This window comes from Pseudomonas sp. LBUM1653 (assembly GCF_059716115.1).
The window spans coordinates 5,809,043-5,827,195 of the sequence record NZ_CP166803.1; the positions used below are offsets into that span (position 1 = coordinate 5,809,043).

The following is an 18,153-nucleotide window of genomic DNA, read 5'->3' on the forward strand; positions in this document are numbered from 1 at the left end:
ATCAGCGTGCCACTTCGGCCGCTAAGGCCACAATTGGAGATTCAAAATGTTGAACCAGTCGACTCCCCAAAAATTTAATGCCGGTGACCTCGATCAAACTTTTGGTGTGAACGGTACAAGTATCCTCGCAGGCGAAAATGTGATGGCTATCGTCGTCCTGAAAACACCAGGCAGCCATCAGGGGAAAATTGTTGGTGTACTGAGAGACGGTGTTGAATTCAAACTGTTCCGACTTGAAAAAAACGGGCTGCTCGACACTTCATTTGCTAATGCCGGCTACTTGCACTGGGGTTTCGCAAGCAGCCCGACCCGATCGATTCCAACCGGCATTACTGAACTCGGGGGCGATAAGCTGCTCGTTACGGGATACATTACCGAGGGTCCAACCCAGAACTACCCGGCAGTCGCGCGCTTCAACATCAGTGGGTCCATTGACCCCACGTTTGGCAGCAACGGTATTTTTATTTTCAAGGAGCCGGCGCCCGTGATGCAGCAGGCATCTACCACCACTGCGCAAACTGAAGCCAGCGGAAGCGTCTCTGTCATCCCGTCCAGCGACGACAGGATCCTTATTTGCTTTAACAGCGGGAGCCTGCGACCTTACATCAACCATGGCCTACTGTTTCAACTCACATCTGCTGGACAGCTCGACCTACGTTTCAATCAAAAGGGTTATTCCTACTTTCAGTACGAACTGCAAAATACCTCATCCGTCGGATTAGTGGCACGCGAAAACGGCAACATTCTGATTGCAGGCATTACCGGCAATAACGGTTTCATGGCGGAGTTCACGGAAACCGGGGAAGTCCACACTGAATTCGGAAGTGAGGGTTTTGTCTTGCTCGAGGCGCCTGGCGTGCCGCTAAGACTCAGTGCGTTACTGCTTCAACCGGATAACAAACCTGTTGCAGTCGGCTCGTTTGCAGTGGGCTCGTCTGTAAAGGGTTATGTAGCAAGAACGCTACCGGATGGTAAAAAAGACAGTAGCTTCAATGACGGCAAGGCTCTCATCATTGAGCGTCAGTTCCAGAGTTATCAGTTTAACAGCGCCACATTGGACTCAAACCAGGCAATCATCGTGGCAGGAGAGCATGCTTCGCGCAAACTAGGGCTGGTGGGTCGAGCAACGACACTGGGCCATATGGACAGCAATTTCGGTAACGACGGCTTAACCGATACCGCAATTGTCGGCGTTCTCAATTTCACCAATAGCGTGGCCCATCAAGACGAAAACATCGTTACTGCCGGGCAAAAAGCTGGTGCCTCTGCACTCACTCGTTATCACGGTTGAATTTTTCAACTGGCAAACGATAAATACAACAAAGCCCTGCCATGTAAATGGCGGGGCTTTTTATTTGTACTCGGGCTGGATGGCATCGCTGATGATGGGGCTCGCATCTGAAAAGTCAGTGTTCACCCGCGGGGCAAGAACACATCGGCCAGCAGTTGATTGCGCGGCAGTCCCGCCAGGTACAGGCGCCGGGCAAAGGTGTCGACGCTGTCGGGAGCCCCGCAGACCAAGGCCAGGGTTTGCCGAGAGACAAGCCGCAGTTGTGCCAAAGCCGCAGGCAACCCGGCCGGGGTCCAGAGCTCGACGCTGAGGTTCGAGCGGCTGGCCGCCATGGCTTGCAGGGGTTTGGCCAGATAATGCTCATTGGCGTCATGGGCCAGGTGAATGACGCGAATAGCACCCCGATGATCCTGACGCAACGCTTCGCGCAACACGCCAAACAACGGCCCCAGGCCGGTGCCGGCGGCCATCAGCCACAGCGGTCGGTCGTGCCAGTCCGGGTCGTAGTGCAACGCCCCGCCGCGCAACTCGCCGAGGCGGATCGAATCACCAATCCTGAATTGGCGGGCTGCGTCGCTGAACGCCCCCGACTGGCGGCAATCAAGGTGAAACTCGAGAAAGCGGTCCTCTTCCGGCAGGCTGGCGAGGGAATACGGCCGTGCCACATTGCCCGCCCATAGCACCAGATGCTGGCCGGCGCTGTAGCGCAACGGCCGCTGTGGCGTCAGGCGCAAGCGCAACACGCTGGCGCTCAGCCAATCGATGGCAGCGACCTCGGCCGGCCGACCATCCTCCAGCGGGTCGAAAGTGTGCACCTGCAAGTCCACGACTACCTGACACTGGCAAGCCAGGCGCCAGCCTTGCTGGCGCTGCTCCGCGCTCAAGGCATCGGGGCGGCTGTCGCTCGGCAGCCCTTGCACACATTGCACCAGGCACGCATGGCAACTGCCGGCACGGCAGCTATAAGGTACCGATACGCCGTTCTGGTTCAGGGCATCAAGCAGATTACTGCCAGCCGCCACCGACCATTGGCGGTCGCCGACGCGCAACTCAGGCATCGACGTTTTCCCATGCCGCCGCGCACCGGTTGCGGCCGTCACGCTTGGCGCGATAAAGCGCCTGGTCAGCCCGCTGCAAGGCCTCGTCAAGATCATCGCCCAGTTCCAGCAGGGTCATGCCGGCGGAGAGGCTGAGACTGCCGACCTTCAAGCCAATCAGCTCGACATCGATGAAGGCGATACGCAGCCGCTCGCAACAAGCAGTCAATCGCCCGGCATCGCAATCAGGCAGCAACACCACGAACTCTTCTCCGCCGTAGCGTGCCAGGACATCACCGTCGCGCAGGCAGGCCGAGGCCACGCCGGCAAAAGCTTGCAACACCTGATCGCCAGCCGCATGGCCGTGAAGGTCGTTGATGCGCTTGAAGTGATCGAGGTCGATTAGCGCCAGGCCATGCACGACGCAGGGGTCCATGGCTTTGAGTTCGCGCGAAGCCAGGCGCAGGAAATGTCGGCGATTGAACAATCCGGTCAACTCGTCGGTGGCCACCAGGTCCTCGAGCTGGCGCATCATCCCGCGCAACGTGTCCTGGTGCGCCTGCAAGGCGAAGCGGCGCTGACGCATGCGTTGGCGGGAGGCCTGGACGTATCGGGCGTAGAGTTCCAGCCAGACCAGAACAATAAACAGTATGCACACCTGCAACACGGCCAGCGCCGGGTCGGCCAGCTGAAAGTGATAACCCTCCCACAGCGTGATCGCGCTGAAACTGAAGAACACCAGCAACGCGCATCGCGCAAACGCACGGCGCGACAGATGAAACAGCCCGAACAACAGAATCAGCACGTAGAACACCAGAAACGCGCCGCGAGCCTCATCCAGATTGGCAATCAGCCAGGTTTGCCAGCCCAGCCCCAGCAGCACCTGCGCCTCGGTCAGGCTGGGGTCGGAAAAACGCAGGTTGCAGCCGCTGTAAAACACCACGAACAACGCCGCCTGGCTGATGACCACGAGTGCGCTGCCGACGGCAACATTGGCCAGCGGTTCATCGAAATGGCCGGTAAAAAACGTCAGCCACAGCAGCAGCAAAGCCAGGGCATAAGTGCCGGCCCCGAGGGCAAACCGTTTGAACAACAGGCGCTGGATGGCGTTATGGGTCAATCGTTGACTCACCCTATGAAAGGAGACTGACAGAGCGTCCTACTCTACAGACCGATGGCCACTTTAGTGGCGCGGCCGATAAATGACCATTCAATTTTCGGGCTGACCCGATTCCACTGTAGGAGCTGCCGCAGGCTGCGATCTTTTGATTTGATTTTAAAGATCAAGATCAAAAGATCGCAGCCTGCGGCAGCTCCTACGGGGATCGGGTACGACAATGAGACCAAGGTTTGACCGCCGGCACGTGTACCCGCCATTGATGCGCGGTATACTGCCGCGCCTTTTTAGCGTCGCGCCAGCATGCCCGGCGTGCCTTGAAAGGTGCTTGCAACCGACCGATGCACCCAAGCTGCAAGCACCTTATTGAATGTTCCCGTCTTTTAGAGGAGCGCGACTCATGACCGTGATCAAGCAAGACGACCTGATTCAGAGCGTTGCCGACGCCCTGCAGTTCATTTCCTACTACCACCCCGTGGATTTCATCCAGGCGATGCATGAAGCCTACCTGCGCGAAGAATCGCCAGCGGCCCGTGACTCGATCGCACAGATCCTGATCAACTCGCGCATGTGCGCCACCGGCCACCGCCCGATCTGCCAGGACACCGGCATCGTGACCGTATTCGTGCGCGTGGGCATGGACGTACGTTGGGATGGCGCCACCATGGGCCTGGACGACATGATCAACGAAGGCGTGCGCCGGGCCTACAACCTGCCGGAAAACGTCCTGCGTGCCTCGATCCTCGCCGACCCGGCGGGCGCTCGCAAGAACACCAAGGACAACACCCCGGCCGTTATCCACTACTCCATCGTTCCGGGTAACACCGTGGAAGTGGACGTGGCGGCCAAGGGCGGCGGTTCCGAGAACAAGTCGAAAATGGCCATGCTCAATCCATCCGACTCGATCGTCGACTGGGTTCTGAAGACCGTTCCGACCATGGGCGCCGGCTGGTGCCCACCGGGCATGCTCGGTATCGGCATCGGCGGCACTGCCGAGAAAGCCGCGGTAATGGCCAAGGAAGTGTTGATGGAGTCCATCGACATTCACGAGCTGAAGGCCCGCGGCCCGCAGAACCGCATCGAAGAAATGCGCCTGGAGCTGTTCGAGAAGGTCAACCAGCTTGGCATCGGTGCCCAGGGCCTCGGTGGCCTGACCACCGTGCTGGACGTGAAGATCATGGATTACCCGACCCACGCCGCGTCCCTGCCGGTGTGCATGATCCCGAACTGCGCCGCCACCCGTCACGCGCACTTCGTGCTCGACGGTTCCGGCCCTGCCTCGCTGGAAGCGCCACCGCTGGATGCCTACCCGGAAATCGTCTGGGAAGCCGGTCCATCGGCCCGTCGCGTCAACCTCGACACCCTGACCCCGGAAGAAGTGCAGAGCTGGAAGCCGGGCGAAACCGTCCTGCTCAACGGCAAGATGCTCACCGGTCGCGATGCCGCGCACAAGCGCATGGTCGAGATGCTTAACAAGGGTGAAACCCTGCCGGTGGACCTCAAGGGTCGCTTCATCTATTACGTCGGCCCGGTCGATCCGGTGCGCGAAGAAGTGGTTGGCCCGGCGGGCCCGACCACCGCGACGCGGATGGACAAGTTCACCCGTCAGATCCTCGAACAAACCGGCCTGCTGGGCATGATCGGCAAATCCGAGCGCGGCCCGACCGCCATCGATGCGATCAAGGACCACAAGGCCGTTTACCTGATGGCAGTGGGCGGCGCGGCTTACCTGGTGGCGCAAGCCATCAAGAAGTCCCGCGTGGTGGCGTTCGCCGAACTGGGTATGGAAGCGATCTACGAGTTCGACGTGAAAGACATGCCTGTGACCGTTGCGGTCGACAGCAAGGGCGAGTCCGTACACATCACCGGTCCTGCCATCTGGCAGCAAAAGATCAGTGAAAGCCTGGCGGTGGAAGTGCAGTAAGCGCTTCGACTGGCACGAAAAAGGCGTCAGGGGATTCTCCTGACGCCTTTTTTATTGCCGCCTTTTGCAGGAGCCGCTTTTGTGGGATGACCGCGAAGGCCCATGTTATGGTGCGCCCCCCGTACACGGTGTAATGCCCAGCATGTTTGAATCCTCTCGCCCTTTGCGCCTGGCGCTGTATACCTTGTTGATTATCGCGGGAGCCGCCCTCGCAGCGACCCTGGCCGTTCGTCAAACCGTGCGCCAGTCACTGGTCGATGACGCGGCCCGTGCCAACCAGCAACTGGCGCTGTACGCCACGTCCCTGCATACCCTGATCGAACGCTATCGCGCCCTGCCCTCGGTACTGGCGCTGGATCCGCAGCTGCGTGACTCACTCAAAGGCCCGGTGAGCCCAGAGCAGCAGGACGTGCTGAACCGTAAACTGGAAAAGATCAACGGCGCCGCCGAGTCCTCGACCCTGGAACTGCTCGATCGCACCGGCCTGGCGGTGGCAGCGAGCAACTGGCGTTTGCCCAGCAGCTATGTCGGCCACAATTACGGATTTCGTCCCTACTTCAACCAGACCCGCACCCAGGGCACGGGGCGCTTTTATGCCGTTGGGGTGACCAGCGGGATACCGGGGTACTTCCTGTCCAGCGCCGTGACCAACGACGACGGGCAGTTTCTCGGTGCCATGGTGGTGAAGCTGGAGTTTCCCGAGCTGGAACGCGAATGGCGCCAGGGCAGCGACACCCTGCTGGTCAGTGACGCCCGCGGGATCATCTTCATCGCCAACCAGCCGGGCTGGCGCTATCGGCACCTGAAACCGCTGAGCGACAGCGATCACGCCGAACTCAAGGCCACCCGCCAATACGACAAGCAGCCGCTGACGCTGCTCGGCTATCAATCGCTGCGCCGCTTCGACGACAACAGTGAACTGGCGCGGGTCGATGGTCCGGACGGCAAAACGGATTACCTGTGGGAATCCCTGCCGCTGACCGCTGAGGGCTGGACGCTGCATCTGCTGCGTCGTCCGCAAGTGGCGTTCGAAGACAGTCGCAACGCCGCAATCGCCGCGGCCGGCCTGTGGCTGACGCTGGTGTTTCTGCTGCTGTTCCTCAACCAGCGCTGGCGCCTGGCGAAAATACGCCAGCGCAGTCGCGAAGAGCTCGAACAGCTTGTACAAGAGCGTACCCGCGACCTGCGCACCGCTCAGGAAGGCCTGGTGCAATCGGCCAAACTGGCCGCCCTCGGTCAGATGTCCGCCGCCCTCGCCCATGAGATCAACCAGCCGTTGACCGCCCAGCGTATGCAGCTGGCGACCCTTAGGCTGCTGCTTGATCACGGCCGGGTCGACGAAGCCTACAAGGCGCTCAAGCCGCTGGACGAGATGCTCACTCGCATGGCTGCTCTCACCGGTCACCTGAAGACCTTTGCCCGCAAAAGCCCCAGTGGCTTGCGCGAACGCCTGGATCTGGCGTCGGTGGTGGACCAATCGCTGCAACTGCTCGACACACGATTGCGCGACGAACAGGTCAGCACCGTGCTGCACTTGACGCGACCGGCCTGGGTCCGTGGTGACGCGATTCGCCTGGAGCAGGTGCTGATCAACCTGCTGCGCAACGCCCTGGATGCGATGCAGGACAAACCCTGCAAGCGTCTGGAAATTCGCCTCGAAGCCGACGAACAACTGTGGTGCCTGAGCGTCATCGACAATGGCAGCGGCATCGCCGAAGAAAACCTGTCGAAGGTCTTCGATCCCTTTTTCACCACCAAACCGGTGGGCGATGGCCTGGGCATCGGCCTGGCCGTATCCTTTGCCATCGTTCACGAATCGGGCGGACGCCTGAGCGCCGATAATCACGACAACGGCGCGGTGTTCACACTCACCTTGCCTATCGATCCGGAGGCTCCTGGCACATGCTCAATTCAGTGATGGTGGTCGACGACGAAAGCAGCATTCGCAGCGCCGTCGAACAGTGGTTGAGCCTGTCGGGTTTCGAGGTGCAACTGTTCAGCCGCGCCGATGAATGCCTGGCGCAACTGCCCGCGCATTACCCTGGCGTGATCCTCAGCGACGTGCGCATGCCGGGCATGACCGGGCTGGAACTGCTGGCCGAAGTTCAGCGCCGCGATGCCGACTTGCCGGTGATTCTGCTGACCGGCCATGGCGACGTGCCGATGGCCGTCGATGCGATGCGCGATGGCGCTTACGACTTCCTCGAAAAACCCTTCAGCCCGCAAACCCTGCTTGGCAGCCTGCGCCGCGCGCTGGACAAGCGCCGGCTGGTGCTGGAAAACCGCGCCTTGCACGAGCAGGCCGACAACCGCGCCAAACTCGACGCGACGCTGCTGGGTGTGTCCCGTGGCTTGCAAACGCTGCGTCGGCAGGTTCTGGACTTGGCGGCGTTGCCGGTCAACGTGTTGATCCGCGGCGAAACTGGCAGCGGCAAGGAGCTGGTTGCCCGCTGCCTGCACGACTTCGGCCCACGCGCGGATAAACCTTTCGTCGCCTTGAACTGCGCGGCCATCCCCGAACAACTGTTCGAGGCCGAGCTGTTCGGCCACGAAAGCGGTGCGTTCACCGGCGCCCAGGGCAAGCGTATCGGCAAACTCGAATACGCCGATGGCGGTACGCTGTTTCTCGATGAAATCGAAAGCATGCCCCTGGCGCAGCAAGTGAAATTGCTGCGGGTGTTGCAGGAGCAGAAGCTTGAGCGCCTGGGCTCGAACCAGAGTATTCGTGTGGATTTGCGCATCATCGCCGCGACCAAGCCGGACCTGCTCGACGAAGCTCGGGCCGGACGTTTTCGCGAGGACCTGGCTTACCGTTTGAACGTCGCCGAATTGCGTCTGCCACCGTTGCGCGACCGTCGCGAAGACATTCCCTTGTTGTACGAGACCTTTGCCCAGAGTGCCGCCGAGCGTTTGGGCCGCACCTTTGCGCCGTTGAGCGGGCCGCAGTTGAGCCATCTGTTGAGCCACGACTGGCCAGGCAATGTGCGCGAGCTGGCAAACGTGGCCGAGCGCCAGGTGTTGGGACTGGGCGAGCCTGTACCGGCGGGCATCGAGCCGGGGCAGTCATTGGCGGCGCAGCAGGAAGCCTTTGAAGCGCAGTGCCTGCGGGCAGCGTTGACCCGGCACAAAGGTGATGTGAAAGCGGTGCTCGAAGAACTGCAACTGCCGCGTCGTACCTTCAATGAAAAGATGCAGCGGCATGGGCTCAACCGTGAGATGTTCCTGTAGCGCCCGAACTGGCCCCTTCGCGAGCAGGCTCGCTCCCACAATGTGCGATGTGCACCGATCCACTGTGGGAGCGAGCCTGCTCGCGAAGGGGCCGGCAAATACAACGAATCTCCCGAGTCGAATGAGCAATTTTCCGCTCGCGGCCAATTTTCAATAAGCGGATTCCCGCTCACTCAAGGCTCTAACCCCCTCTAAACCGGCCCTCTCCCTCTTGGCACAGCTCCTGCTATAGCCCCCGCAGGCTGCGTTTATGCGCGCTCCATAAAAAATAATTAAACGAAGGATCCTTCAATGGATAACTCCAATACCCTGCCCCGTGGGTCGGCTGCCGCGCCGACAAAAGAACGCACCACCTCCAGCCGTATCAAATCGATCTTCAGCGGCTCTGTAGGCAACATGGTCGAGTGGTATGACTGGTATGTCTACGCCGCTTTCTCTCTCTATTTCGCCAAGGCCTTTTTCCCCAAAGGCGACACCACTGCACAACTGCTGAACACCGCTGCGATTTTCGCCGTGGGCTTCCTGATGCGCCCGATCGGGGGTTGGCTGATGGGCCTGTACGCCGACAAAGTCGGGCGAAAAAAGGCCCTGATGGCCTCGGTGTACCTGATGTGCTTCGGCTCGCTGCTGATTGCCCTGAGCCCGGGCTATGAAACCATCGGTATCGGTGCGCCGATCCTGCTGGTGTTTGCCCGTTTGCTGCAGGGCCTGTCGGTCGGGGGCGAATACGGTACCTCCGCCACTTACCTCAGCGAGATGGCGACCAAGGAACGTCGCGGTTTCTACTCCAGCTTCCAGTACGTGACCCTGATCTCCGGTCAGCTCATAGCGCTGGGCGTATTGATCGTCCTGCAAAACGTACTGACCACCGAAGAGCTGTACGCCTGGGGCTGGCGCATCCCGTTCGCCATCGGCGCGCTGTGTGCCGTGGTCGCGCTGTACCTGCGTCGGGGCATGGAAGAAACCGAGTCGTTCACCAAGAAAGAAAAGGCCAAGGAAAGCGCGATGCGCACCTTGATGCGCCATCCGAAGGAACTGATGACCGTGGTCGGCCTGACCATGGGCGGCACCCTGGCGTTCTACACCTACACCACCTACATGCAGAAATACCTGGTGAACACCGTCGGCATGAGCATCTCCGACTCCACCACCATCTCTGCCGCCACGCTGTTCCTGTTCATGTGCCTGCAACCGATCATCGGTGGCCTGTCAGACAAGATCGGCCGCCGTCCGATCCTGATCGCCTTTGGCGTACTGGGCACGATTTTCACCGTGCCGATCCTGATGACCCTGCACACCATCCAGACCTGGTGGGGCGCGTTCTTCCTGATCATGGCGGCGCTGATCATCGTCAGCGGCTACACCTCGATCAACGCGGTGGTGAAAGCCGAACTGTTCCCGACCGAAATCCGCGCCCTGGGCGTGGGTCTGCCGTATGCCCTGACCGTGTCGATCTTCGGCGGCACCGCTGAATACATCGCGCTGTGGTTCAAGAGCATTGGCATGGAAACCGGTTACTACTGGTATGTAACCGCGTGCATCGCCGTGTCGTTGCTGGTGTACATCACCATGAAAGACACCCGCAAGCATTCGCGGATCCTCACGGACTAAGTCCAGACGCGTTACAAGCAAAAGGGGCAGATCGTCGGGATCTGCCCCTTTTTTGTTGCCTTGAGCCCTGTATGAAAAATCCTTCATCCCCTTGGAAGACGGATTAATCACGAGTTAATGCTCTTCCCCCATTCTGAACCTGCCAAATCGATTAGCCGTGACGCGCTCACTCAGACCTTGAAAGCGAAAAAACCCAACAGCGTTAACATCTGCTTAATCGATTGTTTTTAGCATTATTCTGCGCTTTTTAATCAGTTTAATTGGCGTAGCATGAAACCCATGCCCAAGAGACAAAACGCCAAAGAACCTGGAGAAATGAAGATGAAAACCAAACTGTTCCTCGCTATCGCCCTGTCCGTACTGGCCGCCAACACCTTCGCTGCCGACGGTTACGACCGTACTGGCTCCGCTGTTGCAGCAGACGGCTATGACCGTACAGGCTCCGCTACCGTTGCGGCTGATGGCTACGACCGTACCGGTTCCGCCACCGTCGCTGAAGATGGCTACGACCGCACTGGGGGCGCTTCCGTCAGCTGATCTACAAACGCGGCATCACAGCCCGGCTTCGGCCGGGCTTAGTCATTTCTGGGGCTGAGCAATTTCCCCGGCTGGTATAGATCCTGTGGGAGCGAGCCTGCTCGCGATTACAATCGGTCAGTCAACATTGATGGTGAATGTCAGTCCGCAATCGTCGGATCGCCGCCCGGAGCAAGCTCGCTCCCACAGGGTTTTCATGTGACTGGAAAACAGCGAAGCACCCTTGCACTATGGCTCTCCTCCGATTCAAGCCTTCAGGAAGACTGGCCATGCCCGACGACATCCACTATTACGAACCCGCCAACGGCCACGGCCTGCCTCACGATCCGTTCAACGCGATCGTCGGCCCGCGTCCCATCGGCTGGATTTCTTCACAGGATGCCGAAGGCCGCTTGAACCTGGCGCCTTACAGCTTTTTCAACGCCTTCAACTACATTCCGCCAATCATTGGTTTTTCCAGCATCGGGCGCAAAGACAGCCTCAACAACATCGAACAGACCGGCGAATTCGCCTGGAACCTGGCCACCCGGCCATTGGCTGAGCAGATGAACCAGAGCAGCGCCATGGTCGGGCCGCAGGTCAACGAGTTCGAACTGGCTGGCCTGACCACCGTCGCCTCGAAAATCATTCAGGTGCCAAGGGTCGCCGAAAGCCCAGTGTCTTTCGAGTGCAAGGTCACGCAGATCATTCAGTTGCAGCGGGCGGACGGGAATGTGGTGCCGAGCTGGCTGATTCTCGGCGAAGTGGTCGCCGTGCATATCGCCAAGTGGCTGTTGAAGGATGGGGTGTACGACACCGCCGCGGCAGAACCGATTCTGCGCGGCGGCGGGCCGGCGGATTATTTCCAGCTGGGGCCTGAGGCGTTGTTCAAGATGAATCGCCCGGGGGCGGTGAAGTAATTACCAGAGCAGGTCGGCGTCTTCTTTGACGTCTTTGAGGCGGGTCAGCTCTTTGGCGGCCGCCAGATCGGCGTCATGGGCGGTCTTGAAGGTCTGACCTTCCAGTATTTTGTGAAAACGCGGGGCGCCGGAACCGGCCAACGCTTTGACGGCGATAGCGGCATGGTAACCACCCTCGCCCGGTACTACGGCTGAAACGGCTTCGAAGTGATCAAAGGCTTTGCGTGCCATGTCGCGCATCCTGGCTAGTTGAGAATGCTGCCATTAAACCCTCAACCGGCCAGTTTGTGTACCGCTGCCCCGGACTGACGCAACGCCTGCGCCGCGGACACATCCTCGAAGGTGTGAAAATCCAGGCTGTCGATCACCAGTTCCTGCACCACCTCGGCAAAAACCTCCATGGCCGGCGTGCTGAAGTACGCGGTCATGGCCTGCTGGTTGGCCCAGAAACCGGACACCAGCCACAACTGCGGATCGCATTGCGAGTGCTGCAAGGCAAAGCTCAGGCAGCCTGGCGCGGCGCGGGACGGCTCGATCAGCGCGCTCAAGCGCACACCCAGCTCTTGAGTACGCCCGGCGCGCGCCCGGACAAAGGCCATATGACTGACGGGGATCTGCTTTGACATGTTCAACCCTCCCGGGGAGTCGCGTGGCAGCCGGGGGAAGGGCTGCGACAGGATCAAAGGTTAAAGGCCTCTGTGCCTGTGTCGTTAGTCGATTCCTGCCGGCGTGTTGCACAATCCTGCGAGCGTGCATAACTGGCTGTAACAACGTGTAAAACCCTGTCACGACTCTGCCCTGTAGGAGCTGCCGTAGGCTGCGATCTTTTGATCTTGAAATCAAAATCAAAAGATCGCAGCCTACGGCAGCTCCTACAGGGGTTGATTGGCGTCAGGTAGTCTGTCTGGGCGCTGAACATCGCAGGGATAGAAACAACCCCGTGCAGAATCAGGCAAGCATCAGGCAGGATGTGTCTACCGCTGTTGCTTGCACAAACTTATGCTCTGCCCCATCACCCATGCCTTGCCGAGGATGCCTTGCATGTCGTCTCTCGATCACTTTTTACACCCGCCCCAAGCCCCGCTGGATACCGACATGGAAAAACAGCGCGCGGAACTGGCGGCGATCATTCGGCGCAACACCGCCGAAGATGGCAGTTATGCCACTGCCATCGGCTCACTGTTCATGTCGCGCCACAGCCAGTCCCACGAGTTCGCCCCGGTGCTGGCGCAACCGGCGCTGTGCATCATGGCCCAGGGGCGCAAGGAAGTTCAGCTGGCTAATGAGTACTTCAATTACGACCCGCTGAACTACCTGGTGGTCTCGGTCTCGATGCCGCTGAGCGGGCGGGTGGTCAATGTCTCGACCGAGGAACCGATCCTGGCCTTGCGGCTGGACATCGACCCTGCGGAGATCACCGCGCTGATCGCCGACGCCGGCCCCCTCGGCGTACCCTCCCGGCCAACCGGGCGCGGGCTGTATGTCGAACGGCTCGACAGCGCAATGCTCGACGCCGTGCTGCGCCTGGCGCGGTTGCTCGACACACCGAAAGACATCGCCATGCTCGCGCCGCTGATTCGTCGGGAAATTCTCTACCGGTTGTTACGCAGCAAGCAGGGTCACCGGCTGTATGAAATCGCCATTGCCAACAGTCAGAGTCATCGCATCAGCCAGGCAATCAAGTGGCTCAACAGCAACTATGAGCAGCCGCTGCGTATCGATGACTTGGCAAAGGAAGTGAACCTGAGCGTGTCGACCTTGCATCACCGCTTCAAGGCGATGACGGCGATGAGCCCGTTGCAGTATCAGAAGCAACTGCGCCTGCAGGAGGCGCGGCGCTTGATGCTGGCCGAAGGGCTGGAGGCTTCGGCGGCGGGGTATCGGGTCGGGTATGAAAGCCCTTCGCAATTCAGCCGTGAGTACAGCCGGTTGTTCGGGGCCCCGCCGTTGCGGGATCTGGCGCGGTTGCGGTTGAGTGTTTAGCTGAGTTTGGTGTTGGTTGTGCCGGCCCCTTCGCGAGCAGGCTCGCTCCCACAGGGGGCTGGGGCACGCCGATCCATTGTGGGAGCGAGCCTGCTCGCGAAAGGGCCAGTCAGTCAGGCGCCGAGTACGCGGCAAGACTCCGCCGGCAAGGTCACCGAAACCGGATGCCCAACGCTCAAGCCAAACCCCTGGCACGGCGTGCTCAACGCCGTAAACGACACCCCGGAACACTCCACCGTGGTCTCGATGGTCGCGCCGATGTCCCGCACGAACGTCACCTTGCCCAGCAAGCGGTTACCCGCCGTGGCCTGCGGCGCCGACAGTTGCAGGTCTTCAGGGCGAATCAGCATCTTCACTTTTTCACCGACCACAATGCTGCTGCAAATCGGCACTTGCAGCGCATCGCCGCCCGGCAGGCTGACCTTGCCGTTGCCCAGCGCCGTGGCCGGGAAGATGTTGCCCGAGCCGATGAAGTCCGCAACGAACTCGTTGGCCGGGTGACGGTAGATCTCGATCGGCGTACCCACCTGCTGCACTTTATGCTCACCCAACACGACGACGATGTCGGCCATGGTCATGGCCTCGCGCTGGTCGTGGGTGACCATGATGGTGGTGATGTTCAGGCGCTGTTGCAGCTGACGGATTTCCACCTGCATCGACTCGCGCAGCTTGGCGTCCAACGCCGAGAGTGGTTCGTCGAGCAAAAGGATTTTCGGGTGATTGGCAATCGCCCGGGCAATCGCCACGCGCTGACGCTGGCCGCCGGACAATTTCGCCACCGGCCGGTCGATCATGGGTTGCAGCTGAATCAATTCCAGCAACTCCACCACCCGCGCCTGCTGATCAGCCTTGCTGACGCCGCGCAGTTTCAATGGATAAGCAATGTTCTCGCCCACGGTCATGTGCGGGAACAGCGCCAGCGATTGGAACACCATGCCGAAATTACGCAGGTGCGCCGGGGTATGGCCAATGTCCTCGCCATCCAGGCGAATCTCGCCACCGCTCAGGGTTTCCAGGCCGGAGATCATCCGCAGCAACGTGGTTTTGCCACAACCCGAGGGGCCCAGGAAACACACCAGTTTGCCCTCGGGCAAATGCAGGTTCACATCTTTTACCGCGCAGGCCGAGCCGTAATGTTTCTCGACGTTTTCCAGAATCAGACCAGACATAAGAATCACCTTCAGAATAAAGGTTCTGGCTGGAGGTCGCCGAGCGAAGATCAGGCAAGGCAAAAGTCTGCGAAGAAGCGGAGTTGACTTTAGTCAATGAGCATTCTGAGCTGACTTTTAACGCAGCATGATCGAGCGCAGGCACCTCCAGGCAGAAGCTAGAACGAAACGCCACCTTCACCGACTAACTTCTCCAGCGCCCAGATCAGGACGAAGTCGATCAGCACGATCAGCACGGCAAACGAAAATACGGTTGGATCGAGCGAAGACACGGTGCGGCTGTACATCCAGATCGGCACGGTCATGACGTCGATGGTGTAGAGGAAATAGGTCACGGTGAATTCGTTGAACGAGACGATGAACGCCAGCAGCATGCCCGCCAGAATCCCCGATTTCATCAACGGCACCACCACGTCGACGATCGCCCGCAGCGGTGAAGCGCCGAGCATTTGCGCAGCCTCTTCGACTTCACTGCCGATCGAGAGCATGGCCGCCGTGCAGTTCTTCACCACGAACGGCAACGCCAGAATCACGTGGGCGATCACCAGCCGTGAGGTGGTCATCTGGAACGGCAGGCTATCGAACACCAGCAGCAACGCCAGGCCCAGCACCACCATCGGGAACACCAGGGGCAGCGACATCAGTTGCAGTGCCACGGCCTTGCCACGGAACTCGCAACGGGTCAGGGCATAGGCCGCCGGCACTGCGATGATGGTCGCGAAGACCATGGTCAGGCACGCCACCATCAGGCTGGTGGTCATGGCCTTGCCCAGGCTCAGCACATCGCTGGCATCCGGCGACACGAAGGTGTGCCAGGCGGCCTTGTACCATTGCAGGCTATAGCTGCTCGGCGGGAAGTCGAGGTTCGACGCGCCGCTGAACGACATCACGATCATGGTCAGGATCGGCAATACCGCCAGCAGCAGGATGAAACCCGAGAGGATGCCGGCGAACTTGCCGGTTTCGCCCGGTAGCAGCCCATAACGTTTCTTGATCAGCGTGCTCATTGCGAAGCCTCCAGCATGCGCCGACGACGGCCAGTGATGTATTCGGACAGGGTCATGATCGCGAGAGTCGTGACGATCAGCACCACACCGGCAGCGGATGCGGCGGGCCAGTTCATCAGCGGGGCGATCTGGTCATGCACCATCACTGCCAGCATCGGCACGCGGCGACCACCGAGCAGCAACGGCACCACGAAACTGCTGGCGTTGTAGGCGAATACCAGGGTCGCACCGGTGATGATCCCCGGCAGGCTCATCGGCAACACCACTTGGCGGAACACCTGGAAGCGACTCGCGCCCAAGGTGGCAGCCGCTTCTTCGTAGCTGCGGGCGACGCCGCGCATGGCGCTGGCAATCGGCAACACGGCCAACGGGAAGGCAGTTTGTACAAGACCCATCAGCACGCCGTTCTGGTTGTACAGCAGCATGATCGGACGCTTGATCAGACCCAGGCCCATCAGTGCCTGGTTGAGCATGCCGCCCGGGCCGAGAATCACCAGCCAGCCGTAGCTTTGCAGCAGCAGGTTGACCAGCAACGGCAACAGCACCGCAGCAAGGAAGATTCGGCGCACAAAGGGCGAGGTCAGCCGGGACATGGTGTAGGCCACCGGGATCGCCAGCACCACTGCGATCACCGCACTGATCAGCGCCAGGCGCAGGGTGAGCATCAGGGATTTGAGATAGTAGGGTTCGAGCAATTGGGCGTAACTGGCCAGGCTGAACCCGGACCATTCCGCGCCTTTGGTGCCCACGCTCATGCGCAGTACCAGCAGGCTGGCGGCAATCAGCACGCCCAGGAACAGCATCGACGGCGTGAGGAAAAACCAGGCACGGGCTGTCGGTGAAACACCGAGGCGTGGGCGCGACTCAGCGACGCTGACCGAATGGGTCAAAGGTTGGTGTTCCATAGCAAAGGTCTCGTCAATGGAAGGCAGCTGTCAAACACATGTCTCGAAACCACTTCAGCCCCTGTGGGAGCGAGCTTGCTCGCGATAGCGGTGTATCAGTCGACATCAATGTTGAATGACAGTCGGCAATCGCGAGCAAGCTCGCTCCCACAGAGGATCTTCAGTGCTTGAAGATCCTGTGTTCGTCACACGATCAGGAAGAAAAGATTTCCGTGTAACGACGAATCCATTGGTCATGCACGGTGGCCAGGAAGGCGTTGTCGTGCATGATCGCCTTCTCGGCAATCTGCTCCGGCGTGAGAATGAACGGGCTCTTGCGCGCTTCGGCGGAGATGATCGCCTTGGCGTTGACCGGGCCGTTGTAGATGTCTTCAGCCATCTTGCCCTGCACCAACGGGTCCAGAGAGTGGTTGATGAAGGCGTAGGTCAGGTCGGTATCGCCCGGACGATTCTTCGGCATCACCGAGAGCATCAGGTCGGTGTAGAAACCTTCCTTCATGCCGAAGGTGGCGCCCAGGCCGTAGGCCGGATCGCGGATCTGTTTCGGGAAAAACGCCGGCGCGTACAGGCCGCCCATGTCCAGGGAACCGGTGCGGAACAGCTCGGCAATCTGGTTCGGGTTCTCGCCCAGGGTCACCACACGATCCTTGAGCTCGGCGAGTTTCTTGAAGCCCGGCTCGATGTTGTGTTCGTCACCACCGGCCAGTTTGGCGGCGATGATGATCAGGTCCATGGCCTCGGTCCAGTTTGGCGGCGGCAGGAAGATGTTCGGTGACAGCTCGGCGTCCCAAAGGGCGGCGTAGCTGTTCGGGGCTTCCTTGATGGTGCGGGTGCTGTAGACCAGGCTGTTGCACCAGAGCAGGTAACCGATGCCGTGGCCATTGGCGCCGGTGCGGTATTTTTCCGGTACGTCGACCAGGTTGGGAATGCGATTGAGGTCGGGTTTTTCCAGCAGGTTGGCGGCGGCCAGACCTTCGGCGCCGACACCGGCCAGGGTAATAATGTCGTATTGCGGACGATCACCGGCGGCCTTGAGTTTGGCGACCATTTCCGAGGTACTGCCGGTGCGGTCGGCGATGACCTTGCAGCCGTACTTGTCTTCGAAGGTCGCGGCGATGTTGCGCAGTGCAGCCAGGCCGGTGTCGTCGGACCAGGTCAGCAGGCGCAGGGTCTTGCCTTGAAAGCGGGTGTCGCTGGCATTGGCCTTGACGAACGGCAGGCTCATGGCCGCCGCGGCAACCGAGGCTACGCCCACGGTCTTGATGAATTGACGTCTGTTCAGATCATGCTCGCCCATTACGGACTCCCGTTGTTTTTGTAGGTATAAGGCAGGTCGAAACTGTTGCATCCGCGCGGCTGGATCAGCGTTACTCCTCGTATCTTCGGGAGTTTTACCGGGCCAGCGAGTTCATCCTGAGGTCGTGTAAAACACCTGACTATCGATA

The 18,153-nt window shown here is 60.1% G+C and carries 16 protein-coding genes; 8 read left to right on the forward strand and 8 right to left on the reverse strand.

Annotated elements, in window-relative coordinates; genetic code table 11:
- Positions 1–46 precede the first annotated feature (46 nt).
- Positions 47–1,291 carry a hypothetical protein gene (locus ACA054_RS26200; RefSeq protein ID WP_497686814.1) on the forward strand — a complete coding sequence of 415 codons (1,245 nt, stop codon included), beginning with the start codon at positions 47–49 and terminating at the stop codon, positions 1,289–1,291.
- A gap of 122 nt (positions 1,292–1,413) precedes the next feature.
- On the opposite strand, the gene ACA054_RS26205 is transcribed toward ACA054_RS26200, so the two are convergent.
- Entirely contained in the window at positions 1,414–2,349 is a 936-nt protein-coding gene (locus ACA054_RS26205; protein WP_497686815.1) for an iron-sulfur-binding ferredoxin reductase, read from the reverse strand.
- A complete protein-coding gene (locus ACA054_RS26210; RefSeq protein ID WP_497686816.1) occupies positions 2,342–3,448 on the reverse strand; it encodes a GGDEF domain-containing protein in 1,107 nt (368 codons plus the stop codon). The genes ACA054_RS26205 and ACA054_RS26210 overlap by 8 nt, the downstream gene beginning before the upstream one ends.
- A 397-nt stretch (positions 3,449–3,845) precedes the next feature.
- Between ACA054_RS26210 and ACA054_RS26215 the strand changes: the two genes are divergently transcribed.
- The 6 genes from ACA054_RS26215 to ACA054_RS26240 all read left to right on the forward strand — a co-directional run bounded on the left by ACA054_RS26215 (position 3,846) and on the right by ACA054_RS26240 (position 11,644).
- The gene (locus tag ACA054_RS26215) at positions 3,846–5,369 is read left to right on the forward strand and encodes a fumarate hydratase (protein ID WP_497686817.1); all 1,524 of its coding nucleotides are present in this window, start codon (positions 3,846–3,848) and stop codon (positions 5,367–5,369) included.
- 142 nt (positions 5,370–5,511) lie between these two features.
- Positions 5,512–7,287 (forward strand): sensor histidine kinase, encoded by a 1,776-nt coding sequence (locus tag ACA054_RS26220; protein WP_497686818.1) that lies wholly within the window; start codon positions 5,512–5,514, stop codon positions 7,285–7,287.
- Complete coding sequence (locus ACA054_RS26225; RefSeq protein ID WP_497686819.1) at positions 7,272–8,597, forward strand: sigma-54-dependent transcriptional regulator; 1,326 nt, start codon at positions 7,272–7,274, stop codon at positions 8,595–8,597. Before ACA054_RS26220 ends, ACA054_RS26225 begins: the two co-directional genes overlap by 16 nt.
- A gap of 291 nt (positions 8,598–8,888) precedes the next feature.
- Entirely contained in the window at positions 8,889–10,208 is a 1,320-nt protein-coding gene (locus tag ACA054_RS26230) for an MFS transporter (RefSeq protein WP_497686820.1), read from the forward strand.
- A gap of 321 nt (positions 10,209–10,529) precedes the next feature.
- A complete protein-coding gene (locus tag ACA054_RS26235) occupies positions 10,530–10,745 on the forward strand; it encodes a hypothetical protein (protein ID WP_110752834.1) in 216 nt (71 codons plus the stop codon).
- 269 nt (positions 10,746–11,014) lie between these two features.
- The gene (locus tag ACA054_RS26240; RefSeq protein WP_497686821.1) at positions 11,015–11,644 is read left to right on the forward strand and encodes a flavin reductase family protein; all 630 of its coding nucleotides are present in this window, start codon (positions 11,015–11,017) and stop codon (positions 11,642–11,644) included.
- Here the strand turns inward: ACA054_RS26240 and ACA054_RS26245 are convergent, their stop codons facing one another.
- Together ACA054_RS26245 and ACA054_RS26250 are read right to left on the reverse strand one after the other, a co-directional pair.
- Positions 11,645–11,875 carry a hypothetical protein gene (locus tag ACA054_RS26245; protein ID WP_497686822.1) on the reverse strand — a complete coding sequence of 77 codons (231 nt, stop codon included), beginning with the start codon at positions 11,873–11,875 and terminating at the stop codon, positions 11,645–11,647.
- A 41-nt stretch (positions 11,876–11,916) separates the two neighbouring features.
- Complete coding sequence (locus ACA054_RS26250) at positions 11,917–12,270, reverse strand: putative quinol monooxygenase (RefSeq protein WP_497686823.1); 354 nt, start codon at positions 12,268–12,270, stop codon at positions 11,917–11,919.
- Positions 12,271–12,685: 415 nt separating this feature from the next.
- On the opposite strand from ACA054_RS26250, the gene ACA054_RS26255 reads away from it, so the two are divergent.
- Positions 12,686–13,627 (forward strand): AraC family transcriptional regulator, encoded by a 942-nt coding sequence (locus ACA054_RS26255; RefSeq protein ID WP_497686824.1) that lies wholly within the window; start codon positions 12,686–12,688, stop codon positions 13,625–13,627.
- Positions 13,628–13,740: 113 nt separating this feature from the next.
- Here ACA054_RS26255 and ACA054_RS26260 read toward each other — a convergent pair whose 3' ends face one another.
- From ACA054_RS26260 to ACA054_RS26275, 4 genes are all read right to left on the reverse strand, one after another.
- A complete protein-coding gene (locus ACA054_RS26260) occupies positions 13,741–14,796 on the reverse strand; it encodes an ABC transporter ATP-binding protein (RefSeq protein ID WP_497686825.1) in 1,056 nt (351 codons plus the stop codon).
- 158 nt (positions 14,797–14,954) lie between these two features.
- Entirely contained in the window at positions 14,955–15,803 is an 849-nt protein-coding gene (locus ACA054_RS26265; protein ID WP_497686826.1) for an ABC transporter permease, read from the reverse strand.
- On the reverse strand, positions 15,800–16,708 hold the full coding sequence (locus tag ACA054_RS26270; protein ID WP_497686827.1) for an ABC transporter permease: 909 nt from the start codon (positions 16,706–16,708) through the stop codon (positions 15,800–15,802). The genes ACA054_RS26265 and ACA054_RS26270 overlap by 4 nt, the downstream gene beginning before the upstream one ends.
- Before the next feature lie 193 nt (positions 16,709–16,901).
- Positions 16,902–18,005: an extracellular solute-binding protein gene (locus ACA054_RS26275; RefSeq protein WP_497686828.1), complete on the reverse strand. Its 1,104-nt coding sequence runs from the start codon at positions 18,003–18,005 to the stop codon at positions 16,902–16,904.
- Positions 18,006–18,153 lie beyond the last annotated feature (148 nt).